Annotated in this window: 24 protein-coding genes and 1 pseudogene; 9 read left to right on the top strand and 16 right to left on the bottom strand. The window is 71.6% G+C overall.

What is annotated here, in order from left to right; all coding sequences use genetic code 11:
• Positions 1-252 precede the first annotated feature (252 nt).
• Entirely contained in the window at positions 253-1,041 is a 789-nt protein-coding gene (locus tag ACZ514_RS27765; RefSeq protein WP_469125941.1) for an alpha/beta fold hydrolase, read from the top strand.
• Positions 1,042-1,365: 324 nt separating this feature from the next.
• Here ACZ514_RS27765 and ACZ514_RS27760 read toward each other — a convergent pair whose 3' ends face one another.
• The 7 genes and pseudogenes from ACZ514_RS27760 to ACZ514_RS27730 all read right to left on the bottom strand — a co-directional run bounded on the left by ACZ514_RS27760 (position 1,366) and on the right by ACZ514_RS27730 (position 6,070).
• Positions 1,366-1,857, bottom strand: coding sequence for a pyridoxamine 5'-phosphate oxidase family protein (locus ACZ514_RS27760; RefSeq protein ID WP_469125940.1), 492 nt, complete (start codon positions 1,855-1,857; stop codon positions 1,366-1,368).
• Between the two features lie 155 nt (positions 1,858-2,012).
• Positions 2,013-2,210, bottom strand: a pseudogene (locus ACZ514_RS27755) (RNA polymerase subunit sigma-24); the annotation flags it as partial.
• A 181-nt stretch (positions 2,211-2,391) separates the two neighbouring features.
• Positions 2,392-2,658 carry a hypothetical protein gene (locus ACZ514_RS27750; RefSeq protein ID WP_469125939.1) on the bottom strand — a complete coding sequence of 89 codons (267 nt, stop codon included), beginning with the start codon at positions 2,656-2,658 and terminating at the stop codon, positions 2,392-2,394.
• 505 nt (positions 2,659-3,163) lie between these two features.
• Positions 3,164-3,694 (bottom strand): NUDIX hydrolase, encoded by a 531-nt coding sequence (locus ACZ514_RS27745; protein WP_468164581.1) that lies wholly within the window; start codon positions 3,692-3,694, stop codon positions 3,164-3,166.
• Positions 3,695-4,228: 534 nt separating this feature from the next.
• On the bottom strand, positions 4,229-5,137 hold the full coding sequence (locus ACZ514_RS27740) for a WD40 repeat domain-containing protein (RefSeq protein WP_469125938.1): 909 nt from the start codon (positions 5,135-5,137) through the stop codon (positions 4,229-4,231).
• A gap of 367 nt (positions 5,138-5,504) precedes the next feature.
• On the bottom strand, positions 5,505-5,765 hold the full coding sequence (locus ACZ514_RS27735) for a hypothetical protein (RefSeq protein ID WP_468164585.1): 261 nt from the start codon (positions 5,763-5,765) through the stop codon (positions 5,505-5,507).
• The gene (locus tag ACZ514_RS27730; RefSeq protein WP_468164588.1) at positions 5,762-6,070 is read right to left on the bottom strand and encodes a DUF6247 family protein; all 309 of its coding nucleotides are present in this window, start codon (positions 6,068-6,070) and stop codon (positions 5,762-5,764) included. Before ACZ514_RS27730 ends, ACZ514_RS27735 begins: the two co-directional genes overlap by 4 nt.
• A gap of 345 nt (positions 6,071-6,415) precedes the next feature.
• Between ACZ514_RS27730 and ACZ514_RS27725 the strand changes: the two genes are divergently transcribed.
• The 4 genes from ACZ514_RS27725 to ACZ514_RS27710 all read left to right on the top strand — a co-directional run bounded on the left by ACZ514_RS27725 (position 6,416) and on the right by ACZ514_RS27710 (position 11,693).
• On the top strand, positions 6,416-7,681 hold the full coding sequence (locus tag ACZ514_RS27725) for a hypothetical protein (RefSeq protein WP_469125937.1): 1,266 nt from the start codon (positions 6,416-6,418) through the stop codon (positions 7,679-7,681).
• Between the two features lie 342 nt (positions 7,682-8,023).
• Positions 8,024-9,343: a hypothetical protein gene (locus ACZ514_RS27720; protein ID WP_469125936.1), complete on the top strand. Its 1,320-nt coding sequence runs from the start codon at positions 8,024-8,026 to the stop codon at positions 9,341-9,343.
• A gap of 619 nt (positions 9,344-9,962) precedes the next feature.
• The gene (locus tag ACZ514_RS27715; protein ID WP_468164595.1) at positions 9,963-11,039 is read left to right on the top strand and encodes a globin domain-containing protein; all 1,077 of its coding nucleotides are present in this window, start codon (positions 9,963-9,965) and stop codon (positions 11,037-11,039) included.
• Positions 11,040-11,075: 36 nt separating this feature from the next.
• Complete coding sequence (locus tag ACZ514_RS27710; protein WP_468164597.1) at positions 11,076-11,693, top strand: pyridoxamine 5'-phosphate oxidase family protein; 618 nt, start codon at positions 11,076-11,078, stop codon at positions 11,691-11,693.
• A gap of 836 nt (positions 11,694-12,529) precedes the next feature.
• On the opposite strand, the gene ACZ514_RS27705 is transcribed toward ACZ514_RS27710, so the two are convergent.
• From ACZ514_RS27705 to ACZ514_RS27680, 6 genes are all read right to left on the bottom strand, one after another.
• A complete protein-coding gene (locus ACZ514_RS27705; RefSeq protein ID WP_468164600.1) occupies positions 12,530-12,946 on the bottom strand; it encodes a CBS domain-containing protein in 417 nt (138 codons plus the stop codon).
• Positions 12,947-13,537: 591 nt separating this feature from the next.
• The gene (locus tag ACZ514_RS27700) at positions 13,538-14,101 is read right to left on the bottom strand and encodes a hypothetical protein (RefSeq protein WP_469125935.1); all 564 of its coding nucleotides are present in this window, start codon (positions 14,099-14,101) and stop codon (positions 13,538-13,540) included.
• Positions 14,102-14,243: 142 nt separating this feature from the next.
• Positions 14,244-14,774, bottom strand: a complete 531-nt coding sequence (locus ACZ514_RS27695; RefSeq protein ID WP_469125934.1) for a DUF6584 family protein — start codon at positions 14,772-14,774, stop codon at positions 14,244-14,246.
• A gap of 459 nt (positions 14,775-15,233) precedes the next feature.
• The gene (locus ACZ514_RS27690; RefSeq protein ID WP_468164602.1) at positions 15,234-15,566 is read right to left on the bottom strand and encodes a winged helix-turn-helix domain-containing protein; all 333 of its coding nucleotides are present in this window, start codon (positions 15,564-15,566) and stop codon (positions 15,234-15,236) included.
• Positions 15,563-15,979: a hypothetical protein gene (locus tag ACZ514_RS27685; protein WP_469125933.1), complete on the bottom strand. Its 417-nt coding sequence runs from the start codon at positions 15,977-15,979 to the stop codon at positions 15,563-15,565. Before ACZ514_RS27685 ends, ACZ514_RS27690 begins: the two co-directional genes overlap by 4 nt.
• Before the next feature lie 671 nt (positions 15,980-16,650).
• A complete protein-coding gene (locus ACZ514_RS27680) occupies positions 16,651-16,998 on the bottom strand; it encodes a VOC family protein (protein ID WP_468164606.1) in 348 nt (115 codons plus the stop codon).
• Between the two features lie 345 nt (positions 16,999-17,343).
• Here ACZ514_RS27680 and ACZ514_RS27675 point away from each other — a divergent pair, with 345 nt between their 5' ends.
• The 4 genes from ACZ514_RS27675 (at position 17,344) to ACZ514_RS27660 (ending at position 23,241) form a co-directional block, all read left to right on the top strand.
• Positions 17,344-18,774, top strand: coding sequence for an ATP-grasp domain-containing protein (locus tag ACZ514_RS27675; protein WP_469125932.1), 1,431 nt, complete (start codon positions 17,344-17,346; stop codon positions 18,772-18,774).
• Positions 18,771-20,771 carry a PEP/pyruvate-binding domain-containing protein gene (locus ACZ514_RS27670; RefSeq protein WP_469125931.1) on the top strand — a complete coding sequence of 667 codons (2,001 nt, stop codon included), beginning with the start codon at positions 18,771-18,773 and terminating at the stop codon, positions 20,769-20,771. Before ACZ514_RS27675 ends, ACZ514_RS27670 begins: the two co-directional genes overlap by 4 nt.
• A 42-nt stretch (positions 20,772-20,813) precedes the next feature.
• Entirely contained in the window at positions 20,814-22,079 is a 1,266-nt protein-coding gene (locus tag ACZ514_RS27665) for an MFS transporter (protein ID WP_469125930.1), read from the top strand.
• A gap of 145 nt (positions 22,080-22,224) precedes the next feature.
• Positions 22,225-23,241 (top strand): LacI family DNA-binding transcriptional regulator, encoded by a 1,017-nt coding sequence (locus ACZ514_RS27660; RefSeq protein ID WP_468700754.1) that lies wholly within the window; start codon positions 22,225-22,227, stop codon positions 23,239-23,241.
• A gap of 75 nt (positions 23,242-23,316) precedes the next feature.
• Here the strand turns inward: ACZ514_RS27660 and ACZ514_RS27655 are convergent, their stop codons facing one another.
• The 3 genes from ACZ514_RS27655 to ACZ514_RS27645 all read right to left on the bottom strand — a co-directional run bounded on the left by ACZ514_RS27655 (position 23,317) and on the right by ACZ514_RS27645 (position 26,589).
• Positions 23,317-24,165: a carbohydrate ABC transporter permease gene (locus ACZ514_RS27655; RefSeq protein WP_468164616.1), complete on the bottom strand. Its 849-nt coding sequence runs from the start codon at positions 24,163-24,165 to the stop codon at positions 23,317-23,319.
• Positions 24,162-25,187 carry a carbohydrate ABC transporter permease gene (locus ACZ514_RS27650; RefSeq protein ID WP_469125929.1) on the bottom strand — a complete coding sequence of 342 codons (1,026 nt, stop codon included), beginning with the start codon at positions 25,185-25,187 and terminating at the stop codon, positions 24,162-24,164. Before ACZ514_RS27650 ends, ACZ514_RS27655 begins: the two co-directional genes overlap by 4 nt.
• An 82-nt stretch (positions 25,188-25,269) precedes the next feature.
• Positions 25,270-26,589, bottom strand: a complete 1,320-nt coding sequence (locus ACZ514_RS27645; protein WP_469125928.1) for an ABC transporter substrate-binding protein — start codon at positions 26,587-26,589, stop codon at positions 25,270-25,272.
• Positions 26,590-26,804 lie beyond the last annotated feature (215 nt).

Below are 26,804 nucleotides of genomic sequence, written 5' to 3'. Positions count from 1 at the left end.
ACCGCCGGCTGCTGCGCGAGCGGAATCCCTCGCCGACGACGCCCGGAAGTCCGGGCGGCCCCTCGGCGGCACCGGCCCTGCGCCGCCTCGGGCCTCGACGGCCGCCTCGTCGTCGCCCTGCCCGAAACCCTGCGACCGTCACTGACCCGAGGCGTGTACCGGACCATCCGGCGCAGCCCGCCCTGGGTGCGGCAGGGTCCGCGCCCGGCAAAAGACGTTGCACACGCGGGGGCCGTCCTCCAGGCTCGGAACATGCGGGTCACCAGCGGTGACGGACTGACGATCGGGTTCGAGGCGGTGGGCCGTGAACATCCGCTGGTACTGCTGCACGGCTTCTTCGGCGACCGCACCACGTGGCACTCCGCCGGTTACGTCGACGCACTCGCCGCGGACTTCCGGCTCGTCCTGATCGATGCCCGTGGCCACGGTGAAAGCGAAGCGCCCCATGACGCGGGCGGCTACGCGATCAGCCGTCAGGCCGACGACGTCCTCGCCGTGCTCGACGCTCTCGGCATTGACCGGGCGGCCATGTGGGGCGCCTCGATGGGCCGCATCATCGGCCTGCATCTCCTCGCCCGTCACCCTGAGCGGCTGACGGCGCTCGTCGCGGGCGGCGCCCACGCCGGCCCGGTCACCGTCGGCCCGGCTGAGTCGGAGGCGGAAGCCGCCGTGTTCCGGACTCAGGGCACCGCACCGTTCATCGAGACGCTGGAACGCCAGGGACCGCTACCCGCATGGATGCGGACCGTGGTCCAAGCCGCCGACCCCCTTGCCCTGGCAGCCTTGAGCCTCGCTCTCGACCACCGCCACGGCGTTCTGGAAGCGCTGGCTTCCTCCGCCGTTCCGGTGCTCCTGCTCGCAGGAGATCGCGACCCCCGACTGCGTGCGATCCGGGAGACCGCCCACCGGATACACAGCGCCACCCTTGCGGAACTGTCCGGCTGCGGGCATCTCGACACCTTTCTGAGAACGGACCTCACCGTGCCCCTGGTCCGGGCGTTCCTCACCGGCCACGACGCTGCCGGAGCTTCGCTTCGATGAGACCCTGCCCAAGTGCAAGGGCGGGATGAGCCGCCGGCCGGCGGGGAGGGGAAGAGCCCGACGACCTCGCCGCACGCTTGACGGTCAGTGTCGGACACCGCCGGCCCGATGCAGACGGGCGCTACGTTGACCGCGCGTGGTTGCCGCCGGTGTGCTCTGCGGGCGACCGTAGGCGGGCCAGAGGAAGGACCTCGCGCCCAGCCGTAACGCACCCCTGACCAAGACCGGACGCCAGCGGCCCGCCCACTGCGCCGCTACCGCGTCCTCGGCGAGGACGGCATGGCTGCCCGTCCCCCGGCCGCGCCACCGAAGCACCCCGGGCGGCTACCGCTGGCGGAGGTCCTCCGCCGTCCCGGCCGCCCAGACGCCGTCGGTCATCAGACGGCGGTCCGGGAACTCGGGGTACTCGTGCCACGCCTCCACCGTCACCGGCCGGATCCGGAACCAGCGGTAGGCGGGTCCGGCGGCACGGGCGTCCCAGCCGGTCTTCGCGCGGAAGCCCTCGGCGACCGGAGCCGGAACGTCGTCCTGGGGGTAGGCGACCGCCTCGCCGTCGACGAGGACGACGTCCCGGGTGGTCCCGAGGGCGAGCCGGGTCCGGCCGCCGGAGGCGAGGTTGCGGCCGGTGGGGTTGGAGAGCCGGGTGACGACCCAGACGGCGTTCCCGTCCCAGACGAACGAGAGCGGCACGAGGTACGGCCGTCCGTCGGCGTCGGCGGACGCGACCCACAGGTCCATGTCGGCCGCGAGCCGCGCCCGTACGTCCCGCGCACGCTGGGCGGGGTCACGGGACAGCATGTCAGTGTCGGTGATCATTCCCCGAGCGTACGAGCCCGGCGCAGCGGAGGGAGCGCGACCAGGCGGCCGGAGCCCGCGGCCCGTTCCCGCCACGGGTGGTCGCCGCGGTACTCGCCGGATCAGCAGTGCGGTGAGAGCGTTGGGAGCCCCGGGCTCTGGTGCGGTCGGGCTGCTCAGGCCAGTGCGTACCGTGTGCCGTCGGCGACGGCGACGGCGACGGCGTGGAGCTTGTCGGGGTCGGCCACGTTGTGGATGGTCGAGACGCGGCCTTCGGAGTCGAAGTCGAAGGTCAGCGTCGCGATCACGCGGTCCGGCCTGCGGAAGACCACGCCCGGGCCGCCGTTGATCCAGGTGAACTCCGCCCGCATCTGGTCGGGGACGGCGGCTTCCGGCAGGGCCGACCCTCCGATGCGCGGCGAGGAGACCGGGGGCGCCCTGGCCGCGCATCTGGTCCATTCGTGGCTGGCTCCCGCCAATGGCCCCTGTCGGCTCACCGCATCCTGCTGCTCGGGGAGGACGTCCTTGACGGCACCGACGATCGCGGACGCGCGCCTACAGGTCGGCGGTCTTCCGCACCGGCGCAGCAGCGGGGACGGGCGGGAGCGCGTCCAGAGCCCGGGCCGGCAGCGCGGCAGCAACAGCGGCCGGGGCGCCGCCGGGTCCTTGGCGGCGGGCCGCGGAGATGACAGGGGCGACGGCCTGGTCGATGCCCGCTCCGGTCGCGTGCGCGTCGAGGAGGATCCGGGCGACGTCGCCCTTCGCGTCGAGCCGGACATCGCGGCCGCGATGTCCGGCAGGCCGGGGAGGACAGGATCGCATCGCGCACCAGTTCGTCAGACATCGCGGACTTCAGCAGGCCGGCCCGCAGCAGGTGGCCCACCGCCGAGGCAGTCACGCGTGGCCAGCACCGCAGCGGCTCCCCCAGGGCCTTCGTCATCCAGTCCGGCCTCGACCTCGCGGACACGGAACGGGCCTGGGCGCGGCCGGAGTCGGGGGGCGTCCGGTTCCTGGCCTGACCGGGTCCGCCGCCCGGCCTCCGTCTGCAAGGCAGAGCCTCTTTCCCCGGCTATCGAGGAGAAAGGCGCCTCATGCGCTTAAGCCGTCAAACCGGGGACGGCGACCGCAGCCCGTTCCGTACCCGGAATCGAGGCCGCATCGGCTCCGGTCACCGCCCCCAGGCGGGGGGCCCTCTACGGTGCGGGCGCGGACGAGCTCAGCTTCCCCGGCCTTCATCCTGAGGCGAACGAGACGACGTCTCGGCGGTCCGCGTCGCGAGACCGCACCCCTCCGGTGGGCGGCGGGCGGGGGCGTACCGGGGGCCGGCTCAGGCCATGGCGTCCAGCAGGAGCGCCATCACGCCCACCAGCGTCGCGCTGCTGACGATCTCCCGGCGGGCGATCATGCCGGGGATGTCGGCCAGAGGGATCCATTCCACCCGGTCCGACTCGTTGCGTTCGGTGGGCTCACCGACGCGCCGGGCGTCGTCCGTGCGGAACACGAAGTGCCGTGCGTCGGTGATCCCGGCCGCCGGTTCCGCGTAGATCAGCTCCCGCAGGTTCTGCGGCCGCCACCCCGTCTCCTCCTCGAGCTCCCGGCCGGCGGCGGTGGCGGGGCTCTCGCCGTCCTCGACCAGCCCCATCGGCAGCTCCCACGCCCAGGTGTCCGTGACGAAGCGGTGGCGCCACATCATCAGCACCCGCTGCCGCTCGTCGACCGCCGCCGTCACAGCGAGGTCCCGCAGCCGTACGACGTGGTAGTCGACCCGCGCGCCATCCGGCTGCTCCACGTCCAGCGAACGCAACCGCACCCAGGGCGTGTCGTGCACCGTGCGCTCGCCGTGGATGGTCCATCGCATGTCGTCGTACCTGCTCTCGAAGAGGGATGGCGCGACCAAGTGGTCCCGCGGGCCAGCCTTTCACGGGTCGCGCCTCGGTCCGGCCATGGGGCCCTTCTCGTAGACCGGGGCCGCCTGCTCGTGCCGGGTGCGGGCCGTGCCGTCCGGTCAAGGGAGTCTGGTCTGGCCTCCGGCCACCCGGGACAGTCCGTCCAGCCCGGCTGTGCAAGAGCGTGAGCCGGCGGGGCGTGCCCGCGGAGCGTACCGGTCGCAGCGGGATCACCGCCTGGCAGCGACTTCGGGGCTGCGTCGAGGCCGGGCGTATGGCCGCGGCTGCACGAGGCCCTTCCCGCCGGCTACGGAGAGCGGAGCTGTTGCGGATGGACAGACAGGCCGGCAGCAGCGCCACGATCGTCGCGCGCGGGCCCGGGCCCGGGACGTCGGCGGCCAGGCGCGCGTGGGCGGTCATCGCTCCGGCGACGACTCGAGGAGGCCGCGGGCGCGTCGGAGCCGTGGCCGCTGGCGGACCGTGGCAACGGAAGAGAGGTGACGCCGCTACCAGTCGAGCTCCCACAGTCGCAGGGTGCCGTCCGAGCTGCCCGAGAGCAGGAACCGGTCGTCCGGGGTCAGCGCGATGCCGTAGACGTCGTCGTCGTGGCCGTCCAGGGTCCGGACGCAACGGCCTGTTGCCGTGTCCCAGATCCGTATCCGGCCGTCGTCCTCGCCCGAGAGCACGAACCTTCCGTCGGAGGTGAACCGGGCCGTCAGGACCTCCTCGGAGCGGTCATCGGAATGCCTCGGCAAGCCGCGGTACCGGTCCCGTACGTCCTCGAAGGTGCGTACGAGGTCACCGGTGCCGGCGTCCGTGAGCCAGAGCGTTCGGCCCGGGCGCCTGCGGCCCCAGAGCGTACGGCCCCGGTGTGGAAGGCCGCGGTGGTCGCCGGCGGCGAGCACGAGGCGGCCGTCCGGGCTCAGGCACACCGAGGAGATCCACGAGCCCGGGTGCGGGAACAGGGCGCACTCACCGCTGTCCACGTCCCAGACCCGGATCTCGCCGTCGGCGCAGGCCGACACCGCCCGGCGTGCGTCCGGGGCGAGCCACACCGCGGACGGCGGGGCAGCGTGTCCGACCAGCGTCTGCGTGCACGTTCCGTCCCGGAGATCCCACATACGCACGGCGTGGTCCATGCACATGCCCAGTGCGAAGCGGCCGGAGGCGCTGAACGCGACCGAGCCCACCACGCCCGTGCCGAGGTCGGGGTGGGGGCCCCTGGGCGAGGTGCGCCGGCCCAGGGGGTTGCGGGGGTCGAACCGGCTCACCGCGCCGGTCAAAGTGCACCGCATGAACGTCCCGCCGCCGTACGCCAGCACCCGGTTCCCGGGAACGGCGACGCCGTCGGAGCCGGCGCCCCGGGTTCCCAGGCCCCGCAGGAGCGTTCCGGTGGTGAGCTCCCACAGCCGCACCGGTTCGTTCCTTCCTCCGCATACGCCGTGTCGCCCGTCAGGGGAAATCGCGACCGTGCCCCGTTGGAAGGATCCCAGCAGGGTACGGGTGGGGGTCGCTCTGCGGAGCCTGCCCGGCCGCGGGGCACGCACCCCCCGGTGGTCCGCGCCGCTGGTGTCGTCCTCGTCCGTCGTTTCCACCCCGCGCCTCCCGTCGAACCGTCACGGCCAGTGTGCCCGAACCGCTGACGGGCCCCCTGGCACGAGCGGCGTTCGGGGCGAGGCGAAGGGGCCGGCCCCTCACCGGCCAACGGCGGCCCGCAGCCGCTGCTGGACTCCCTCGGCCACGCCGGCCGGCCCGCTTCGTCGCGTGACGCTTACGAAGTGGCTACCCGAGCCAGACGATGCTGAGGACGGACAAGCCCCGGGTGAGGTGGTTGGCCACGTAAACGACGGACAGCTGTCCGACGGACGCGGCCCGGACGTCCTCGCCCTCAGGATCGCCGGCGTTCCACTGCGGCCAGCCCCACGGGGAGCGCACCGCGATGTCCAGGACATCGCGGACCATCTCCCGGGCCGGTTCGGGAAGCCCGGCCAGCGTCTTCGCGGCTTCCGGGGACAGGCGCACCACCCACCGCCGGCCGGTCACCCGCGGGCTCCGAGAACGTCGTCCAGGTCCACGAAGCCGGACTCGTCACGGCCCGAGTCCGTGAAGGCGTCGACCGCCGGGGCCGCGGCGACGCGCAACTGCCAGCTGCGCACCACGTCGTGCAAGGGGGTGAGGCTGAAGGAGTCACGGGCGTCCTCCAGGGCCTTGGCCCAGTCCCGCTCGAACGCCGGCACCCATATCTGCGCGCGGCGGTCGGCGCGCAGCTGTGCGCGCAGTTCGGCCGCGGCGCCCGGCGCGGGCGCGTACGGCGGTACGGGTACGTGGTCGACGGGTTGAGCGCTCACGGGCTCCTCCAGGCAGGTTGTACCGCCACGGTAGCCGCCGCGGTGGTGGAGGGTGGAGGGTTCGGTCCTCACGGCTGGCGAGGCAGCTCTGGACGTGCTGCCGGTACGCGGCCCCGCTCGTGCCCAACCCTGCCGTGGCGGGCTCCATCGGAATGCCGACGGCCGGCGTTCTTCTGGAGCGGGCGGTCCTGAGGGGTGTGGCTTCCGCTTTCGACGGCACGTCCCTCCGTGCCTCGGCGCTTCCGGGATGCCGTGGGTGTGGTAACGGGTCAGCGTTGGCGCGGGGTTGGCAAGAAATGTGCGGTCTTTGATCAGGTCGATGCGATGAGTGATAGCAGTGGATCCATGTCGAGGTTCCCTGAAGGCAATTTCACCATCGTCAACAACGAGACCGGCCGGGCCGTGCGCGTGCGTCTGGGGCGCACCCACGACGTGAGCCAGCACAAGGAGGGCACCAAGTACCTCCAGTACGTCACGGAGAAGCCCACGCTGGAGCTGGGCCAGGCCGACAACACCCCCGCCACCGTCTGGTGGCACGACGCCCGCCAGGAATACCAGCAGATCGTCAGCCATGCCGTCCGCGAATACCAGAACATCGGTGATTACTGCGTATGGATGCACGAAGACTGGGCGAACAGGTCGGAGGACCTCTTCAACACCCGGCAGGCGTTCGAAAACCGGCTGAACGACATGCCCGCGGACCTGCAAGCCCGTCTCGCGCCGCTGATCCCCGCCGAGTGGACGACCATCCAAGCCCGCCAGCGCGCCCAGCAGGCCGAGAGCCTGACATTCAGGGAGCAGGAAGAAGCCCGCGCGGAGGCGGACGCGGAGGTGGAGGCATGGGCAGCCGAGGAGCACCCTCCCAGCGACCAGGACCTCACCCTGCTGCGCGCCTACCGGCTGGGCATCATCGAGGGCACCATCCGCAGCCCGGAGGAGGTTGACGAATTCGGTGACCTGCCCGGGGAGATGACGGAGTGGCTGATGGACCTCTCCCCGGAGGAGCAGCAGGCGCTCCGGGCGGGGGCCGACGAGCAGATGAGGGAAGTGGTCCAGCGCCTGGAGCGCGATCCGCGCGCCGAACAGGTCCTCGAGCGCGCCGCGAAGCTGCTGCCCGAAGTGAAGGAGCGCCGCGCCGCCGCCGCCCTGGCCGCCGTTCCGCTGGACGACCTGCACGAGTGGCACTCCTACTGCGCCGTCCGCAGGGTCAGCCCGGACGTGGGCATCCGGTTCACCAGCCTTCACTACAGCACCAGCGAGGACGAGCGCATCATCGCCGCGCTGGACACCTATCTGAGGGCCGCGGCCAAGGAAGGCATCGTCCCCCCGGTGATCGCCTCCGACTCCCGCACCACCCTGTACGGCTGTGGAGCCAGCGGCGGCGAGGGCAGCACCTACGGCTGGACCTACGACGGCACCTACATCTACGCCTCCGACAAGACCTACTGGACCGACGCGGGCGGATACCTGGTAGGCCGCCCCAAGGGCGGCGACGGCCAGACCTGGTCCATCGTGAAATGGACACCCACCGAGCCCAAGCCCGGCATCAACCTCTCCGACGCCGCCCTCACCGGCCTCTTCGGACCCCTCAGCAGCATCTTCGGCATCTGATCCCGACCGCAGAGGCACCACCGGTCGTCACCGAGGCTTCCGGGTGGCCGGCGTGCATCTGTCCGGGCCCTGGCGGAGCCCTTTCGACTCCGCCAGGGCCCGCTCCACGCCGACGCACCGGCCGGCGCGGTTCCCCCGCGTGCCCGGACACCGACCAGGACCAGGTGCGGGCCGTCGGGCCGGTCGAACCGCGGAGCCGGCCTGGTCGAAGGCGGCTCGGCGCAGGCGCCGGCGGCGCGCGAAGGCCGCGGCCCGGTCCGAGGGTCGTCATCCCGCGGGCTCGAACGCTCCCGCCGGCCGCCCGCCGGGCCGACTGTCAGCGCCGTGACGCAGGATGAAGGCATGATCCAGACTCTTCCCCTGGCCCTGCCGGGCACGCTGGTGGACCACCACGGCCTCGATCTGACCGCGCTCTACTCAACGGGCTGGGGCCTGACCCTCTTCGACATCGCCGGAGCCCCGAACGGCGAGGTGTACGCCCTGTACGGCGTGTACCGCTACACCTACGGCGTCGCCGACGAGGAACAGGACCCGCAGGTCGCGAACTTCGGGTACCGGATCATCACCCGGTACTCCGCTGAGGGCGAGGTCCTGGCGAGCGCGCGGTTCCGTACCGGCGGCGCGCGCAAGGGTGACTCGGACGTCGCTGACGGAGTCGACATCAGCCTGTGCGTACTGCCCGACGGGGTGCTCGCCATCACCGGGACGCCGGACATGACCACGCTCGTCGCGCCTGACCTGAGCCGCGTCCTGGCCGTGTACGACTCGAAGGACGGCCGCCCTTACCGGGAGTTCACGCCAGGTGAGGGCAACCCCTTCGCCGGTTCCCTCAGCGTCACTCCCTCGGGCCGGCTGCTGTGCACTCTCGCCGAGTACGGCGTGTGGCGGTACGGCAACGTCATCACCAACCTCGTGGGCATCGCCGAGGGAGCCCTGACCGCCGACTCCAAGCCGGCCATCCGCGTACTCGCCTCGCTCGACCCCACACCCGCACACCAGACCGAGGTGGACCTCCGGGCGCACGCCACGTACCGGGGCGCTCCCGTCGGTCTGGCGAACCGCCCCCGCCCGGCCCTGACCGAGCTCGTCGCCGCCGAGGACAGCCTCTCCGGCTGGGAGCGGTCCCGTCTCGGCCGGCCGGTCCCGCTCTCCGACGGCCTCTTCGTCGTCCCCTTCTACGCCCGGACCTTCCGAGGCGGCAGCCGCGGCCAGCCCTTCGTCTTCGCCCTCGTCAACGACCAGGGCGAAATGACCGGACGACTTCACGGGCTGCATGAGTGGCGCGACTCGCCCTTCACCGGCTTCTGCTTCAACCTCGCCGCGGACCCGCACCGGGGCCATGCCTTCCACCTCAACCGCTACGGCCTCTACGCCTGGAACCGGCAAGGAGTGCTCCGCGCCAAACTGGACACCGGCAACAAGACGTTCAAGCCGCTGACCCACTTCACCCTCGGATCCTGCGCCCCCAACGGCGACCTGTTGCTGGCCCACACCAAGCAGCACCTGGTGCTGCGCGTCCCGGCCCCCGCTGACCTCACCGACCTCGCAGCGACCGTCGAGGAGGCACTGCGGGCGTACGGCCGACAGCGCACGGCCCTGAAGAAGCAGTGGGGCCCGGTCAACTGGCACTGGACGCACTCGGCACCACTCCACCGCATCTGAGCCCCCCCCCCCCGGCCGCCTCCGCGGCCGGGGCCGAATCTGCCGCGCGGGCAGCGCGGCCTCATGGCGATGGCCCACGCCCACGCCGTCGCGAAGGCGACGGCCATCGCCGCCGGACGCCAGGCGGGCACGGTGGTCACCGCCCTCACCTGCCGGCGGCGGCCGGCGGCGGCCGGCGGCGGCCGGCCGGCGAGTTTTCCCCGAATCTCTCGTCTTAACCCCGTGACCAGCCCACATAAAGCGACAAGATCTGGGGACGAGTTCTAGCGGATACGACCCTTCCACCCATCAACAATCTGTTCAAAGATCATGGGCGGTCCGGAAGCATTTCATCCGCTTCTATGACCAGGCGCGCCCCTACCCGATGAGGACTCATGCTCTCCCGACACGACATCGCCCCTTCCGCCCCGAGACGGAGATCCGTCCGGACAAGGAGCGGAGGAGCGCTCGTCCCTTGAGATTCCGGATCGGCCGCCCCAGCAATCCGCCCGCTCACCAGCCCACGGAAGAACCGGCGCACGACCGCGCCCCCGCCACCGCGCCGCCCCCGGCTCCCGAAGCGCCCTTGTCGGAGCACGAGATACACCTGGTCAGGACTTCGGCGTCGTTGGTCGCTCCCGTGGCCGAAGAGATGACGGTCTACTTCTACGCCATCCTGTTCGCCCGCTATCCGCAGGTACGTCCGCTGTTCCCGCCCGGGATGGACGCCCAGCGCGGCCGCCTCCTGCGCGCGCTCCTGCACATCGTGGACGTGGTCGACGACCCGGCGAACCTCGTCCGCTTCTGCGGGCACCTCGGCCGCGACCACCGCAAGTTCGGTACCCTTGCCGCGCACTTCCCGGCGGTCGGCGAGTGCCTCCTGGCCTCTCTCGCCCGCTACGCGGGCCCGGCCTGGACGCAGGAGATCGCCGACGCGTGGACGAAGGCGTACGGCGTGGTCTCCCAGGTCATGATCAGCGCCGCGGAGGAGGACGCGGCGGAGCGGCCCGCCGTCTGGCCCGCCACGGTGGTGCACCACCTCCCCCGCGGGCACGGCATCGCCGAGATCACCGTGCGCCCCCACCTGCCCTACGCGTACCAGGCCGGACAGTACGTGAGCATGGAGACGCCGTGGTGGCCGAAGCTGTGGCGCTACTACTCCCCCGCCAACGCGCCCCGCGCCGACGGCACCCTGACCTTCCACGTCCGCGCGGTGCCCGGCGGCTCCGTCAGCGAGGCGCTGGTACACCGGGCAGCGGTGGGCGACGTGCTGCGGCTGGGTCCTCCGATGGGCGACATGGTCCTGGACGCGGCCGTGCACACGGACCTGCTCTGCGTCGCCGGCGGTACGGGGCTCGCCCCGATGCGCGCCCTCATCGAGGAGGTCGCCCGCCGCGGGGGACGCCACCAGGTGAACCTGTTCCTCGGTGCCCGCACCGGCGACGAACTGTACGGGGTGGACGACATGCTGCGGATGGTCCAGCGGCACCACTGGCTGACCCTGCGGGGCGCGGTCTCCCACGAACACATTCCCGGCATCCGGGGGTCACTGCCGCAGGTGCTGGCCGAGTACGGGCCGTGGTACCAGCACGACGTGTTCCTCAGCGGGCCGGCGGCAATGGTCGTATCCGCCAGCGAAACGCTGACCCGCCACGGTACGTTGCCCGACCGTATCCATCACGACCCGTTCGAGACTCCCGTCCTGTCCACCCGCTGAGCCGGATCCCCGTTCACTCTCCCAGGAGCAGCCCCCGTGATCTTCCCTCCACCGTCGTCCGGTTCGGCCGGTGAGCGCCGGTTGCAGCAGCAGCTGGGTACGGCCGAGCGCGCCGCCCGCTTCTACGACCAGCAGGTGCGCTCCCACCTGACGGACGAGATGCGGGAGTTCATCGGCTGCCAGAGCATGGTGTTCCTGGCGACCGCCGACTCCCACGGCGAGTGCGACGCCAGTTTCCGCGCCGGGCCGCCGGGGTTCGTCCACGTCATCGACTACCGGACGCTCGCCTACCCCGAGTTCCGCGGGAACGGAGTGCTCGCCAGCGCCGGCAACATGACCGAGAACCCGCACCTGGGCATGCTGTTCGTGGACTTCACCCACCACCACGTGGGACTGCACGTCAACGGCGTCGCCCGCCTCTACGACGACGCGGAGCTGCGCCGGGTCCATCCCGGCCTGCCCACCGACGTCGCGCCGGGGCGGGGGCCCCAGCTGTGGGTCCACCTCACGGTCCAGGAGGCGTACATCCACTGTTCGAAGTACATACCCCACCTGGAACCGGCTCCCCGTCCCGCGGGCCACGACCCGGCCCGGCCCAAGGACGCGGACTACTTCACCAAGCGCCGCACCGCGGTGTGGTCGGGTCTGTCCTGACGCGGCGCCGACGGGCGTGAGGGCGCCCGGGCACAGGACGGCAGCGCTGCCCGCACGGGTGCGGCCGGACCGTTCCGGCCGGCCGGACCCGTTCGTCCGGCCCCTGCCCGTACCGTGCCGGCTCTGCGGCTACGACTCCTCGAGCTCTTCAGCCGGGCCGCGCGGCCCGAACCCCTCGTTGCGCTGCTCGTCGGGTACGGGCGTCACGACAGACGGGCGACCCGAGGGCCCGCTTTGGGGCTCAGCGGCGAGCGCTCAACGGGCCAGAGCCGCCAGGATCGGGAACCGGGTGCGCTCCGAGCGGGCACGATGGGCTTGGCGACGCGCAGTGTGCACACTGCGCCGGGCCAGGCAAAGCTCGCCGGCGGGAACGTGGCAGGTCGGACATGCTTCGGCGAAGGCACCATGCCGGAACCGGCGATGTGTCTCGTACGCGGCGTCCAAAGCGGCATCGAACGCGGAACCCGGTATCAGCGCTGGGGCAGCACTCAAGGAGATCTCCTCACACAGGGGGCGCGGCGGCGTCAGCCCTCACACTCCACACGTCGGACAAGCGGTTTACCTTCCAATTCCCCGCAAAGGCAGTTCAACGCGGTGGAGTGTCGTCCGACCGCCGAACCGGGCCACTCGCCGGACCGGCACCCAGGCACCGTCCACCACCTCGCCGGCCTCCGGGAACGCAAGGCCAGCACCTGCACCGCATGGGCCGATGCCACCTGCGAAGGTGCTCCGCGGGGCGAGGGGCCGGAGCGGTTCCGCCCGGGCGGGCGACACCGCTCCGGCGACGGCGACGGCGACGTTCTGAGGTGCCCCGACCCCTGTCCAGCCCGCCGGTGTCAGCCGGTGGAGAGGGCCTGGAGCAGGTCGCCGACCTGGGGGTCGGGCAGGGCGCGGGCGACGTCGGCCTGGGCGACGATGCCGACGAGTCGGTGACCGTCGATGACCGGCAGGCGCCGTACCTGGTGCTCGCTCATGGTGCGCAGGATCTCGGCGGCGTCGTCGTCGGCACCGATGGTGACCGCTTCGCCCTGTGCCAGTTCGCCGGCCTTGACCTGGGCCGGGTCCTTGCCCGCGCCGAGGACCTTCACGACGATATCGCGGTCGGTGAGCATGCCCTTGAGCCTGTCGTCCGTCCCGCAGATCGGCAGCGCGCCCACCCCCATCCGCGTCATCTTCTTCGCGGCCTCGAGGACCGTCTCCTCGGCGCCGACGCACTCCGCGCCACCCGTCATGATCTCGCGAGCCTTCGTCATCAACCCGTTCCTTCCGTGCGTGTCACGATGCCCGCCCGTCAGGGTCGTCGGGCGGGCGGGGACATGGAACCGGGTGCCCGCCCCGCGGGATCCGAATCAGGTGCGGAGCGGCTGTTGGGCCCCGCCGGCGGATGGCCGTGTTGCGTCGCGGCACGTGAGGTACTGCAAAAGGCGTCAACCGTGTCCCCCGTGTCACCCCGTGACGCGCATGCGCCGACGTCTCGGTGCGGGGCGGCGACCGACCGCTTCGCGTATCACGACGAGGCCGCGGGCGGCGTTCACGAGCCGGTTCGCCTGCGCGCGGCTGATGCCGGACCCGGAGCCGCCCCGGGCCGCCCGTGAGGCGGACTGCGTCGCGTCACGGGCCGGGCAGCGGGTATCGCCATCGAGCGCGGGACGTCGTCCATCACCTCGCGCAGGCCACCGTCATCGCGCGGGCGCGCGCCGCCATGGGCGGCGGCCGGCGCCGGTTCGGCGACGTGGGCTCCGGTGCGTGGGCCCGGGGCCGGCTCCGGAACCGGTCAGCGGCCGTCCGCACAGCGGAAGTCCCGGCGTGGCGAGGGCCTCGCAGAGCGGGGCGGCGCGCCGGCGTCAGACCGCGTGGTTCACGATGACGTCGAAGCCTTCCAGCGCGCCGGCCGGTTCGGCGCCCGCGGCCTCGCTGCCGTCCTGGGGGTAGAGCGTCACCGCCTCCTGGAGTGTGTAGAGCTGGTTCACCGGCGGGAACTGCTTCACGCCGGTCGCGCCCAGTGTGGCGTGCTGCGCCGGGCCCGTGGAGAACGTCTGGATCGTCTCCCTTGTCGACTTGTCGATGACCTCGGCTTGCAGCGGCAGGCGGAGGAGCATCTCCAGGCCGCCTTGCGTGGCCTGGAGCACGCTGAGCGGCGTGTTCGTCGCGTCCGTCCGGGTCAGGACGACGAGGGTGCCCGAGCCGGGGGTGTCGGGGCTCGTGTCCGCTTCCATTCGGAAGCCCTGGATCTCCAGGGCGAGACCGTCCTCCTTGCTCGTCCTGACGAGGGTGCTCATGCCGCCCTTGAAGTCGAGCGTCAGAACGCCGAGGACGTTCAGCTTCATGGGCACGTTGGCGGCGTACATGCTGCACGGGATGTCCACGCCAACCGGCGGGAGAGGGATCGTGGTGCCGAGATCAGTCATGCGACCGTCCTTTGATTGCTGGTGTGCCAGCTCAACGAGACGGGCGCGAGTCCAGTCACTTGACCGCGGATGCCGGCTCCTCATCCGTCCAGGTCGTGGTGCCGCCCTCCCGCCTCAACGGGCGTGCGGCGGGGTGACCGGGTCAGTCGAAGAGGGCGACGAGGCCGTTCACCCATATCGCGAGGACCACGAGCGCGCCCAGCAGGCAGCCGAGGCCCGACAGCACGTCGCGGACCGTCCAGGGATTGGGCGGTACCTCCCCGGCCTCGTCCTCCAGGCCGTCCTGGTAGGAGTCGGGATCGTCCCAGTCGACGGGGTGCCCCACCTGTGCGGCGCAGGCCGTCCGTACTGCGATCAGCTGCTTCTGCGCGAAGGGGCTGGCGGCCATCGTCTCAGGGCCGCGCCAGGCGAGAGCCTTCATCCGCCGGGCGGAACACCCGTACCGCGCCTCGAAGGCGGTGGTCTCGTCGGCGTCGCGGTCCTCTTCGAGGTACATCCAGCGCCCGGCCTCGGCCGCATCGCCGTACAGCCGGTACACCGCGGCCAGTCGCCGACGGAGCGTCAGGTCGCACGGGAAGGACGAGACGAGGCCGCGCAAACGCTGGCGCGCGACGGGCACCCGGCCGGCGGCCAGGTCCGCATCGACTCGGGCAAGGGTCTCACTCAGGGGCATGGACGCATGATCGGATGCCGCACCGGCCCCCGTCGACCTGTTTGTCCGACGCGCTGCGCGAGTGCGTGGGCACGTCCGGCACGGGCGTCGTGCCCACCTTCACCCCGCAGGTCAGCGACCCGCACCCAGGACTGCGGCCATTCGCCGGCGCCCGCCTGGCGGAACTGCTCGCGCAGGACCGGCAGCGGCTTGAATCAGTGCCGCGCCGGCGGAGCCATCGGCGCGGCGGCCGTCGTCGCAGCCCTTGCCCGTATGTGCTTGCCCGGACCCTGCTGGCGGCGGGGTTGCCGAGCTACTCCATGGGCCGGGGCTGTGAGCCGCGGTGCATGCGCATGAGCTGGCCTGGGTGCCGTTCTCGTCGCGGTGAGCGGCGGTGGACGGCCCCCGGGAGCTGTGGTTGGGCATGCCGGTGTCGGTGCTCCCGGTGGTGCCGTTGTAGCCGGTTCACCGGAGTGGGTATCAGTGCAGGGGGCCCGCGATTGCCGTGAGCGCGGCGATGTGACGCCGGTACGCGGCGGTGCCGGCCTCGGTCAGGAGCAGCCAGGTCCGCGGCCGGCGCCCGACCTGCCCTTTTTCGACCGTCACCCAGCCCGCTTCCTCCAGGCGCGTGATCTGTTTCGACAGTGCGGAGTCGGTGATCTCCACGAGATCGCGCACGTAGGCGAACTCGGCCTTCTCCACGCCGACGAGGGCCGCGACGATCGACAGGCGCACGGCCGACGCCAGAAGGGTTTCGAGCCCGTGTCGCGGGTGGGGGCCCCGCCCCGCGGCCGCTGCGGTTTCCGAGGTCATGCGGAGCGTGCCTCCCGCCAGGCGGTGAAGCCGGCCGGCAGCGCACACGCGAGGGCGGCCGCGGCCGCGAACGGGACACTGTCCACGAAGGCGGTCAGGCCGAGGGCGAGGGTCAGCGCGTAGATGACCGCCCAAGCGCCGATCACTCCGAGGTGCCGGCGGGCGTAGCCACGCGGGACCACGGGCTGCCGCATGGCGAACGCGGAAAGCCCCATGACCACGAGGGCGTTCGCCAGGGTACTGACGAGGGTTGCTCTCGGCCCGTGCCACAACAGCACCGCGGGCACGAGGACCAGCTGCCATGCGGCGAACAGCCACAGGTAGCCGGTGTGCCAGCCGCTCCGCCCCCGTGCTGTCGCCTCGATCCGCGCGATCCCCTTCAACGCCGCGGCCGCTTCGGCCCGTTCATTCATGTCGAATCCCTCCCGTGGTCACCGGGCAGCGCGTACCTGCCCACCCGGCATGCACTTGCCACAGTAGCAACTATTTGCCAGAGGGGTGGTCTCGGTCTGCCTACCGCCAGCCAGCGCGGTGGCTTCGGCGCCGCTCGTCAGCAGCACCTTCGTGGGGTGGGCGGTAAAGCCCGTAGGCCAGGGAACTCCCGGAGAACCGCAGCGGCCGGGCCGCGGCATCCACGCGGTCGCCGGGCCGAGTGTCCCCGTACTTCGTGAGCGCCGCGGCGGTGAAGGTACGCGCGCCCGCGGCCGGCTAACCACTTGGTTGGGCCGGTACGGGCTGTCCCAGCCGATTCCGGGCCGCGCCCGCAACGCCGGAAACCCACCAGAGCCGGCTGCCTACCGGTGCCTGGCGCACCAGGACACCGGAACCAGACCCCGAAGTCGTACGGCGGCACGCGTCCCTGCGCGGGCCCAGCAGCCGGACGCATGTGTCCGCCGGCCCGGCTCGCCTTCCCCGCCACGGGCATCATCGGCCATACGGGCCGCGAGCAGGGGCCAGACGGTGGCTCGGGTGCTGCCCAGCAGGGCAGCCGGCCGTTCGAGAGCGCGCTCACGCCGAACTGCTGGAGAACCGCTGATCGGCCGGAGAGTGACTGGCACCGCCGGCCCCAGGGCCGGGATGAGCGTCAGCGGTGGCCCAGTACGTTGACCACCCGGCCGTTGGGGTCACGGACGAAGAACCGGCGCACGCCCCACTCTTCGTCCTGCAAGGGGTGCACGATCTCCGCACCGCTCGCCTGCACGGCCTCATAGGCCGCGTCCACGTCGTCCACCTCGACACTCATGTCGGGCGTGACCGGCGCGGTCTTGTCACTGGCCATGAAACTGACCTGTGCCGCCGGGCTGGACGGGGAGCCGAGGGTCATGATCCAGCCGTGATTCATGACCTCCTCGAACCCGAGCAGGCCGTAGAACTCCCGGCTCGCCTGCACGGCCTCCGACTGGACATTGGGTACGACGCGGCGAACGGCCATCAACCACTCCAAGTGAAGAGAAAACGTCCTGTGGCTCTCCAGGAGTACTACGCCACAGTCGTCGCCCCATGTGGTGTCGAATCCAGGTTTCCGTCGGCGGCCGCCCGGCGAGGGCGCGCCCCACGGTGCCACGGGCGGGCGGGGGTGGCCGAAACACCGTCGCAGCGGCGGCGGTTGGGGCGCGCGGGTGTTTGGGGAACGTCCGGCCGAGTAGGCGTACGTCTGTGCGTCCGCTGTTTTCCGTCGTGGTCCAGATACCCGGCCCGTACGCGGTGACACCGCCAACGGGTCTTCCCCCGACGACGCCGTCGCGCCGCGCGGCGTCCCCTCGACCCCAGGAGAACCATGACCCCGATCCTGTTCGTCTACGCCAAGGGCGGCCCTCCCCTGGAGTACGCGATTCCGCGCGTCGCCGCCCACGCCGAGGTGCACGTCCTGGCGCTCGCGCCGTTGCCCCGGGCCACCGGGTCGGTGTGGCTGCCCGCCTGCGCGTCGGTCACGACGGCCCCGCCCGGCGAGGGGCTGGAACTGGTCGATCTGATCTGCTCCCACGCCCGCCGCGTCGGCGCCCGGGCGGTGCTGACCCTGTCGGAGTACGCGGTGGTGGCCGTCGCCCGGGCGAGCCTGCGGCTCGGGCTGCGCGGTGCCGGTGAGCGGGTCGCCGGTGCGCGGGACAAGCGTCTGATGCGCCGGATCTGGCGCGACGCCGGGGTGCCCGTACCGGGGTTCGCCGAGGTCCACGCGCCGGAGGACATCACGACCGCCTTCGAGACCCTGAGGCCGCCGCTCCTCCTGAAGGCGGCCTGGAGCGCGGGTTCCACCGCCCACCTGACCGTGTGGAACGAGCGGGAGGCCGAGGCCGCCTGGAAGACCGGGCGCTCCGTCATGGAGGCCTCCTCGGCGCAGGGTTACGCGGAACTCCACGCCGCGGACGCGGGCGTCAGCGACTTCCTGCTGGAGGAGATCGTGACGGGCGAGGCCGGCGACTGGTTCGACGGCGAGGGGTGGGGCGACTACGTCAGCGTGGAGGGGATCGTCACCGGCGGCCGCTACCATCCGCTGTGCATCACCGGGCGGATGCCGACCGTCGCACCCTTCACCGAACGGGCGAGCCTGACTCCGGCCGCCCTCCCGGTCCCGTTGCAGCGCCGGATCGAGGAGCTGTCGCGCGCCGCCGTCGACGCGCTCGGGCTCGACACCTGCGCCACCCACACCGAGATCAAACTCGGCGCGGACGGGGCCATGTGGCTGATCGAGACCGCCGCCCGTTTCGGCGGGGTGATGACCACCCGGCAGGTGGAGACCGTCTTCGGTCTCGACATGATCGGCATGCTGGTGCGCGAGCTGCTCGGCCGGGACGTCGTCTACCCGGAGCGGATGCTGACCGCGGGCGAGGGCGCCGCCGGGTCCCTGGTCGTCCTCGCCGTCGACGCCGAGGGGCGGCCCTGGAGCCGGCTCCCGGTCTGGGACTTCGAGGCGGTCGACTGGCCCTCCCTGGTCGCACCGGGGTCCCGGGTCGAGCCGGTGCGCGAGCACAGTCTCGCGCCGGGCAGCCCGGTCCCGCCGTACGAGGAGGCCGGAGGCGCCAACTCCATGGCCGCGCTGTGCTTCCTCACCGCCGAGTCCGGGCCGCAGCTGCTCGCCGACTGCGGCCGCATCGTCGCGGCCCTGCCGGACGCCCTCGCCGCCCCGCACGCCGCCCCCGGGGCCGCGACCGCCCGCACCCGGCCCTGCGCCCCCTCCGCCGACCGCCCGACGCCCGGGAGCACCGCATGACGAACGCCGGACAGCTCGCCGCCGCGCCGTCCCCCCGGGGCGCCGCCGTGGACGCCCTGCTCACGCTCCCCCTGTTCGAGCAACTGGCCGGGGTGCTGGGCGGGTACCCGTACGTGAAGGTCGTCGTGGACCGCGAGCAGGGCCGCTGGCACGTCCTCGACAGCGCCGTGCACTCCTTCCACGTCAACTACATCGCGACCGAGATCCAGGGGCTGACCCTGGACGAGCTCGACGCCGAACTCGACCGTTTCAACCACGACGTGTACCAGGACCCCGCGCGGCGCTTCCTGCTCGGCGTCCTGTCGCTGCACTCCCGGGGCGGCCCGGAGCGGAAAGAGCTGTTCATGGTCCTGGAGACCACCGAGGCCGACACGATGGGCGCGGACCTGCTGATCGAGTTCCACGCCTTCGTACGGGCCCACCTCGATCCCGCGCTGGAGCTGCTGGTGAAGCCGGCCAACCACGGGCAGGAGAACGCCCTCGCCGCGGTGCCGGAGACGGTGGTGCCCCGTGCGCGGGGCCACGCGCTCATGGAGACCGCGCCCTTCGTGCCGTTGACGCTCGCGTCGGCCACCGGCCGGCTCCGCGCCTTCGCCTCGGGCGAGGAGTACCTGGCCGCCCGTGCGGACCTGACCTGGTACGACATCGTCGCCATGCCGGTGGTCCCCGACGACATCCCGCGGGTCGCCGGTCTGATCAACGCCCTGCCCACCACGCCGCTGTCGCACACCAACATGCTGGCGGCGGGCTGGGGCATCCCCAACGCCATCGTCCGCGGGGTCCTCGACACGGTCGCCGACGAGAAGCTGGACGGGGCCTGGGTCCGCTACGAGGTCACCGCCGACGGGTTCACGATCGAGCGCGCCGAGGAGCCGTCGGACCTCGCCGAACCGACCTGGCACACGCAGCGGGTCCGCCTCGGCACGCCGCACGTGACGGACGTGCCGCTCGTGCCGCTGTCCGCGTTGCGCGCCGGCGACCGCAACCGCTACGGCACCAAGGCGGCGAACCTCGGGGAGCTGCACCACGTACTGCGCCACGGATCCGGGCGGCTGACCGGCTACTACTCCGTGCCCCGGCCGCCCCGGGCGGACCTGCTCGGCCACCTCGCCGCGCGGCTGGGCATGCCCGAGGACGGTGATCTCGCCCAGTGCGCGGGCGAGTTCCTGGCCCGGCACGTCCAGGCGCCCGCGGGCATCGCCGTGCCCTTCGCCGTCCAGCAGCGTTTCCTGGACTCCTCACCGGCCGTGCAGCAGAGCATCGGCAAGCTGAAGATGGCCCTGGAGCTGAACTCCATGGACGTCGTGGACACGGTCTGCCTCCAGTTGCAGCACCTGATCCGCACCCTCCCGGTGCCCGAGGACCTGGTGCGCGCCCTGGACGCGCAGCTGGTCGAGCACCTGGCGGGCACGGGCCGCTTCGCCGTGCGGTCCTCCTCGAACGCCGAGGACCTGCCGGGCTTCTCCGCGGCCGGGATCTACGAGTCCCACACCGAGGTCACCGATCTGCCCGGGCTGCTGGACGCCGTCCGCGGGGTGTGGGCCTCGCTGCTTTCCCCGCGCAGCGTGCGGCTGCGCCATCAGGCCGGCATCTCCCTGGACGACACCTACATGGGGGTGATCGTCCAGCGCTACGAGCCGTCCCCGATCGGAGGCGTCATGGTCACCTGCAACCCGACCAACCGGGCCGACTTCCGCAACGTGTACCTCAACTGCGCGCACGGCTCCACCGCCGATGTCGTCGACGGCCGGACGCTGCCCCTGCAGTACCTGTACAACACCGTCGAGGGCGGCGGGCGCACCCTGTCGCTGGGCGCGGCCGCCGAGGACCTGCCGCAGGAGACGCGCGACCGGCTGGGCCGGCTGGCGCTGGCGGGCCGCCTGCTCCAGTCCCATTTCGCCACGGACTACACCTTCGAGGGGCCGCTCGACATCGAGTGGCTGCTCGGGCCGGACGACGCGCTCCGCATCCTCCAGCTGCGCCCGTACAGCGCCTGACCCGTCCGTGCCTCCCCGTGCCCGTACACCCGAAGGTCGCCCATGCCCATCTCCCTGCGCACGCGGGCGCGAAGCCGCGTGCGTCCGCCCGCCGCGGCACTCCGCGTGATCCGGCTGAACAACGGGTTCCAGCTGCTGTTCAACCTGCTGTGGTGGATGCCGGTCTTCTACCAGTACCAGAAGCAGGCAGGCCTCTCGGACAGCCAGATCTTCGGCATCCAGAGCGTCTACTACGTCGCGTTCTGTCTGCTGGAGATACCCACCGGCTTCATCGCCGACCGCATCGGACAGCGCCGCTGCATGCAGCTCGGGGCGGCCGCGATGACGGCGGCGAACCTCATCCCGGTCGCCTCGCCGTCCTTCGCGGGCTTCATGGCGCACTTCCTGGCCATCGCCGCCGCCCGCTCGCTGGTGTCCGGTGCCTCCAGCGCCTACCTGTACGAGTACCTGCGCGAGCACGGCGCGGACGCGCACTACGTGCAGGCCGAGGGCACCGCCCGGGCCCTCGGGCTCTGGGCGAAGATCGCCTGCTGGCCGCTGGTCGGCGTCCTGATGCACGTCCGGCACGAGGCCCCGTACGTGCTGACCGCGCTCTGCGCACTCGGTGCGCTGGCGTGCGCCGCGGCCCTCCCGGCGGCCGCGGCGCCCCTCGCGGACGGTGATCCGCCCGCGGGGCGCGCAGGCCTCCTCGGCTCGGCCCGCCAGGCCGTCAAGGTGCTCGGCACGTCACGTTCCCTCGGGCCCCTGATGGTGCAGGGCGTGGCCGTGTTCACGCTCGCCCGCATCTGCCAGGTCAACCTCTTCCAACCGCTGTTGCTGGAGAAGGACCTGCCCGTCGCCGACCACGGCGCGGTGCTGTCGGCCATGACGGTCGCGGAGGCCGTGGGGTCGGCCAGGACCGGATGGCTGCGCGGCCGGCTGTCCGACACCACCGCCGTGACCGTCCTCAGCGTGGTCATGGCCCTCACGCTCGCCGCCACCACGCTGTCCGGGGGCCCGGGCACGGTCCTGTGGCTGTGCGCGTTCGCCGCCGCGGCGGGCCTCGCCTACCCGGTGCAACGCAATCTGATCAACGCGGCCATCCCGCCGACCCCCTACCGGGCGACCCTGCTGTCGGTGGAGTCCATCGTCGACCGGGGCGTGTGCGCGCTGGTGGCACTGGCCGTCGGGGCCTACCTGGCGGCGGACCGCCTCGACGCGCTCCTGGTGCACGCGGCCGCGGGCACCTGCCTGCTGCTGCTCGTCGTGGGGTTCGTCCTGCGGCGGCAGCGCCGCCGCGGGGGGCGGCCGGCGGCCGACGGGCCCTGACCCCCGGCGGCCGGACCGGCGCGGCGCGCTGTGCCGTCCTGGGCGATCCGGAGGGATGCCGCACCGCGGCGCACCTGACGGGTTCCCCAGCCGGTACGGGTAGGGTCACCGTGACGGGAGGGCCTGTGCAGAGTGGGAGTCACGCGTGAAGCGGCCGACAATTGCGGACATCGCGCGCCGCGCCGGGGTGTCCAAGGTGGCCGTGTCCTACGCCCTCAACGACCAGCCCGGGGTGTCCGACACGACCCGTGCCGCCATCAAGGCGATCGCGGAGGAGCTCGGCTGGCGGCCCAACAGCGCCGCACGGGCGCTCAGCGGCGCGCGTGCCCAGGCGGTCGGACTGGTCGTGCGGCGGCCCGCGTCCACCCTCGGCACCGAGCCCTTCTTCATGGAGTTCATCAGCGGGATCGAGAGCGTCCTCTCCGACCGCGCGTACGCGCTGATGCTGCAGATGGTCGACAGCGAGGAACGCGAGGTGGAGATCTACGGGCGCTGGTGGGGTGAGCGGCGGGTGGACGGCGTGTTCCTGGTCGACCTGCGCACCGACGACCCGCGCGTGCCGGCGATCGAGGCCCTCGGACTGCCCGCCGTGGTCATCGGGCCGCCGCACACGGCGGGCTCCCTGCCCGCCGTGTGGTCGGACGACGCGAAGAGCGTCCACGAGGCGGTGCGGTACCTGAAGGCGATCGGCCACCGGCGCATCGCGCGGGTGGCCGGTCCCGAGGGCTTCGCACACACCGCCGTCCGGGACGCCGCCCTCCGCGAGAGCTGCGCGGAGGCCGGGCTGCCGGAGCCCGAGATCATCCACACCGACTACACGGGGGACGAAGGGGCGCGTGCCGCCCGCCGGTTGCTCATCGCCGCCGAGCGCCCCACCGCGATGGTCTTCGACAACGACATCATGGCGGTGGCGGCGCTGTCGGTGGCCCAGGAGCTCGGGCTGTCGATCCCCCGCGACCTGTCCGTGGTGGCCTGGGACGAGTCACCGCTCACCCGGGTCGTGCGGCCCGCGCTGTCCGCCCTCGCCCGCGACATCCCGGCGTACGGAGCCCGCGCGGCGCGGACCCTGCTCGCGCTCGTCGCGAACGAGGAGGTCGGCAACGCGGAGGAGGAGTACGCCAGGTTCGTGCCGCGGGGCAGTACCTCAGCCCCTTCGGCCTGAGGCCCTCGGCCTGAGGCGTCCCCTCGGCCTGCCCCGTCGCTCCAGCCCGGTCCCGTGCGCGGACGGCCGCGCCCCCTACTTCGTGGCCCCTTGCGCGAAGCCGTTGTAGATCCACCGCTGGAGCAGCAGGAACACGACGAGCGTCGGCAGGATGACCAGGATCGCGCCCGCCGAGATGGCCTCCCAGTGCGCGCCGAACGGGCCCTTGAAGCGGAACAGCGAGGTGGAGATGGTCCCGAGGTCCTCCGAGTGCATGTACAGGAACGGGATGTAGAAGTCGTTGTAGGTGGTGATGCCCTTGATGATGACGACGGTGGCGATCGCCGGCTTGAGGAGCGGAAGGATGATCTTCCGGTAGATGGTGAACGCGTTGGCCCCGTCGAGGCGGGCGGCCTCGTCCAGCGAGGGGGGGATGGAGCGGATGAACTGGAGGAAGACGTACACCGACACGATGTCGGTGCCCATGTAGAGCAGGACCGGGGCCCAGCGGGTGTCCACCAGGCCGAAGCTGTTGACGACCTGGAAGGTCGCGACCTGCGTGGTGACGCCCGGCACGAGGGTGGCGACCAGGAAGAGCGCCATGACGGGCTTCTTCGCCCGGAAGTCGAAGCGGTCGACCGCGTAGGCCGTCATCGAGCCGATGATCACGGTACCGCCGACCGAGAAGACGAGGATGAAGGCGGTGTTCCCGAAGGCCGTGAGCATGTGACCGTCGGTGAACGCCGTGGCGTAGTTCGAGACGTTCGTCCAGTCGCCCGGCAGCGAGAGCGCTCCGCCCTCCGAGACCTCCTTGGAGGTCTTGAGCGAGGTGAGGAAGACGACGGCCAGTGGAAGCAGGACGACAGCCGTCGCGGCGAGCAGGGACAGATAGGTCAGCGCGGTCCCCACCGGCAGGCGGCGGCGCGCGGTCACGGCGGGGGTCATACGAGGTCCACCTTGTCGTCGGGTACGAGGCGGCGCTGGATCCAGGTGATCAGCAGGATGATCGCGAGCAGCACCACGGCCGCGGCCGAGGCCAGGCCGGTCTTGTTGAACTGGAAGGCGAGCTTGACCGTCTGGATGACGAAGGTCGACGTGCCGGTCGCGCCGCCGGTCATGATGTACGGGATCTCGAAGACGCTCAGGGATCCCGAGACCGCCAGGATGATGCTGAGGCTGAGGACGGGCTTGATGCTCGGGGCGATGATGTGACGGAACTGCTTCCACTTCCCGGCCCCGTCCAGCTGCGCCGCCTCGTACAGCTCGCCGGGGATGGACTGGATGGCGCCGAGGAAGAGGACGAAGTTCAGTCCCGTGAAGCGCCACACCGAGACGCCCGCGAGGGACACGTTGGCGGACGTGGGGTCGCCGAGCCAGGCGTGGTCGGTGGTGACGCCGGCCCAGGCCAGCAGGGAGTCGAGGGTGCCGCCGTCCTGGAAGAAGTAGAGGAAGACGAAGCCGATCGCGACCCCGTTGATCAGGTAGGGGAAGAACAGGATCCCTTTGAAGAAGTCGCGGAACCTGAGGTTGAAGCTCAGCACCGTGGCGAAGTAGAGGGCGACGCCGATCTGGAGGACGGAGGCGGCGAGGTAGTAGCCGCTGACGAAGAAGACCCGGAAGAGCTCGGGGCGGGTGAAGATCTGGACGTAGTTGTCCACTCCCGTGAACTCGCGGTCGGGGCTCACCCCGTCCCAGTCGGTGAAGCTGTAGGAGACCATGCTCACCACGGGCACGTAGGTGAACGTGATCAGCAGCGCCAGCGGCACCGCGAGGAAGAACCACGGGGTGGCGCGCCGGAGCGGGGAGTCACGCCAGGAGCGTCCCCGTGCGCGCGTGCCGCCCGCGAGCTTCCCGGCCGCGACTGCGGCCACCGTTCCGGGTGATGCTCCGGCCGCCGCGGCGTTCGACGCGGCGGCCGTCAGGGCGGGTCCGGTCCGGGAGGAGGAGGAGGGGGGTGTGTCGGTCATGTCGGCCTTTCGTGTCGGCGGCTGCGGGGATCGAGGGCCCCGGCCGACGCCGTACGGCGGCCGGGGGCCCGCTCCGCCGGTGTCAGGAACCGGCGGTCTTCGCCGCCTCGTCCCACCTCTTGTTCAGGCCGGCGAAGAAGTCCTCGAGGTCGCCCCCCTGCACTCCGCGGGCGGTGTCGATGAGCTTCTGCCGGTAGTCGGGCTTGTTCAGACCGATCTCGGCCGCGTTGTCGATGTCGTTGACGGGAGCCGTCCGGGCCTCGGAGCGCTCCACGAACATGACATCGTTGTCAACGAACTCCTTGAGCGTCGCGGGCATGGGAGCGGACTTCCCCGCGGGGACCGCGCCCTCCTGCTCGGAGTAGCCGGACTTCTCGGTGAACCAGTCGATCCAGGCGCGTGCGGCCTGCTTGTTCTCGGAGTGGGCACTGACGGCCTGCTGGTAGTCGGAGACCAAGGTGGCGCAGTACCTGCCGTCCTTCTGGGCGGGGAAGGGCATGAAGCCGATGTCCGCCGCGGCGGCGCCGGACTTCTCCGCCGCGGCCCGCATCTGCGTGATCGACCAGGAGCCCAGCATCATCGCGCCGATCTCGCCACGCGCCAGCATCGCCTTGGAACCCTCCCAGTTCGTGGTGGTCGGGTCCTTCTCGGAGAGCCCCCGCTTCACGATGTCGTGGACCAGGGTGTCGACCGCGTGGAGCTCACCGCCGGCCTTCCAGGGCGACACCGGGCCGGCCAGCCGGTCGGTCGCCTTCGGGTCGCAGGTGACCGAACCGACGTTGGCGGTCCACTGGACCAGCGGCCAGCCGTCCTTGAAGTTCGTGTAGTACGGGACGGCGCCGGTCCTGTCCTCGATGGCCTTCAGGGCCGTGAGGAACTCCTGAGGGGTCTTCGGCCACTGGGTGATCCCCGCCCTGTTCCACACCGCCTTGTTGTAGACGAAGCCGTTGACGGTGCCGAACTGGGCGATGCCGTAGACCTTGCCGGCCACCTCGGTCTTGTCGCTGAAGCGGTACTTCGCCGCGAGCTCGGCGGCCGGCCCGAGGGGAGCGAAGAACTTGGGGTAGTCGCTCTTGGCGACCGCCGCGGGGATCATCAGCACGTCCCCGTACGCCTTGGTGTTCATGCGGATCTTCACCTCCCCCTCGTAGTCGGTGATCCCTTCGAACTTCACCTTCACGTCGGGGTAGACCTTGTTGAACTCCGCCGCGTAGCGCTTGAGCGCGCCGTTCTGGACGAGGTCGGTCCGTTGGGTGAGGACCTTGATCTCTCCGGAGACCTGTTTCGGGTCGGCCGGCACCGCCGCGGTCCCGCCCGACGCCGCACCCCCGCCACTGCATCCCGCCACGGCCATCATCGCGACGGTGAGAAGCACGCCCGTGAGCGTCTTCGTCTTCCCCATGTGCCCAACTCCTTCAGGGTTACGGCTCAGGTCAAAGTGGGATGTCGGCACTATGACAGGACCGCATGAACCGGTAAAGCTACAGATTCCCGCGCGATGCCCAATCGTTATCAGGGACGCCCCTTCTCGTGGCCTTAGCCACCCTCGTTGGCGCCCTGCGTGAACATGTAGTGACCGAAAGCAGCTTTACCGGTTCATGGACAGCTGCCGCACGT

The organism is Streptomyces sp. NPDC034086 (assembly GCF_055575515.1).
Note: the sequence above shows the minus strand (reverse complement) of the source record. Positions and strands in the feature narration are given on the sequence as shown.

Bases quoted from the DNA above. Each gene is read 5' to 3' on its own strand.
- ACZ514_RS27685 (WP_469125933.1), bottom strand. From the start codon at position 15,979: ATGAATGAACGGGCCGAAGCGGCCGCGGCGTTGAAGGGGATCGCGCGG.
- ACZ514_RS27750 (WP_469125939.1), bottom strand. From the start codon at position 2,658: ATGCGATCCTGTCCTCCCCGGCCTGCCGGACATCGCGGCCGCGATGTC.
- ACZ514_RS27655 (WP_468164616.1), bottom strand. From the start codon at position 24,165: ATGACCCCCGCCGTGACCGCGCGCCGCCGCCTGCCGGTGGGGACCGCG.
- ACZ514_RS27690 (WP_468164602.1), bottom strand. From the start codon at position 15,566: ATGACCTCGGAAACCGCAGCGGCCGCGGGGCGGGGCCCCCACCCGCGA.
- ACZ514_RS27695 (WP_469125934.1), bottom strand. From the start codon at position 14,774: ATGCCCCTGAGTGAGACCCTTGCCCGAGTCGATGCGGACCTGGCCGCC.
- ACZ514_RS27705 (WP_468164600.1), bottom strand. From the start codon at position 12,946: ATGACGAAGGCTCGCGAGATCATGACGGGTGGCGCGGAGTGCGTCGGC.
- ACZ514_RS27670 (WP_469125931.1), top strand. From the start codon at position 18,771: ATGACGAACGCCGGACAGCTCGCCGCCGCGCCGTCCCCCCGGGGCGCC.
- ACZ514_RS27645 (WP_469125928.1), bottom strand. From the start codon at position 26,589: ATGGGGAAGACGAAGACGCTCACGGGCGTGCTTCTCACCGTCGCGATG.
- ACZ514_RS27725 (WP_469125937.1), top strand. From the start codon at position 6,416: ATGTCGAGGTTCCCTGAAGGCAATTTCACCATCGTCAACAACGAGACC.
- ACZ514_RS27675 (WP_469125932.1), top strand. From the start codon at position 17,344: ATGACCCCGATCCTGTTCGTCTACGCCAAGGGCGGCCCTCCCCTGGAG.
- ACZ514_RS27700 (WP_469125935.1), bottom strand. From the start codon at position 14,101: ATGACTGATCTCGGCACCACGATCCCTCTCCCGCCGGTTGGCGTGGAC.
- ACZ514_RS27650 (WP_469125929.1), bottom strand. From the start codon at position 25,187: ATGACCGACACACCCCCCTCCTCCTCCTCCCGGACCGGACCCGCCCTG.
- ACZ514_RS27745 (WP_468164581.1), bottom strand. From the start codon at position 3,694: ATGCGATGGACCATCCACGGCGAGCGCACGGTGCACGACACGCCCTGG.
- ACZ514_RS27720 (WP_469125936.1), top strand. From the start codon at position 8,024: ATGATCCAGACTCTTCCCCTGGCCCTGCCGGGCACGCTGGTGGACCAC.
- ACZ514_RS27765 (WP_469125941.1), top strand. From the start codon at position 253: ATGCGGGTCACCAGCGGTGACGGACTGACGATCGGGTTCGAGGCGGTG.
- ACZ514_RS27680 (WP_468164606.1), bottom strand. From the start codon at position 16,998: ATGGCCGTTCGCCGCGTCGTACCCAATGTCCAGTCGGAGGCCGTGCAG.
- ACZ514_RS27665 (WP_469125930.1), top strand. From the start codon at position 20,814: ATGCCCATCTCCCTGCGCACGCGGGCGCGAAGCCGCGTGCGTCCGCCC.
- ACZ514_RS27760 (WP_469125940.1), bottom strand. From the start codon at position 1,857: ATGATCACCGACACTGACATGCTGTCCCGTGACCCCGCCCAGCGTGCG.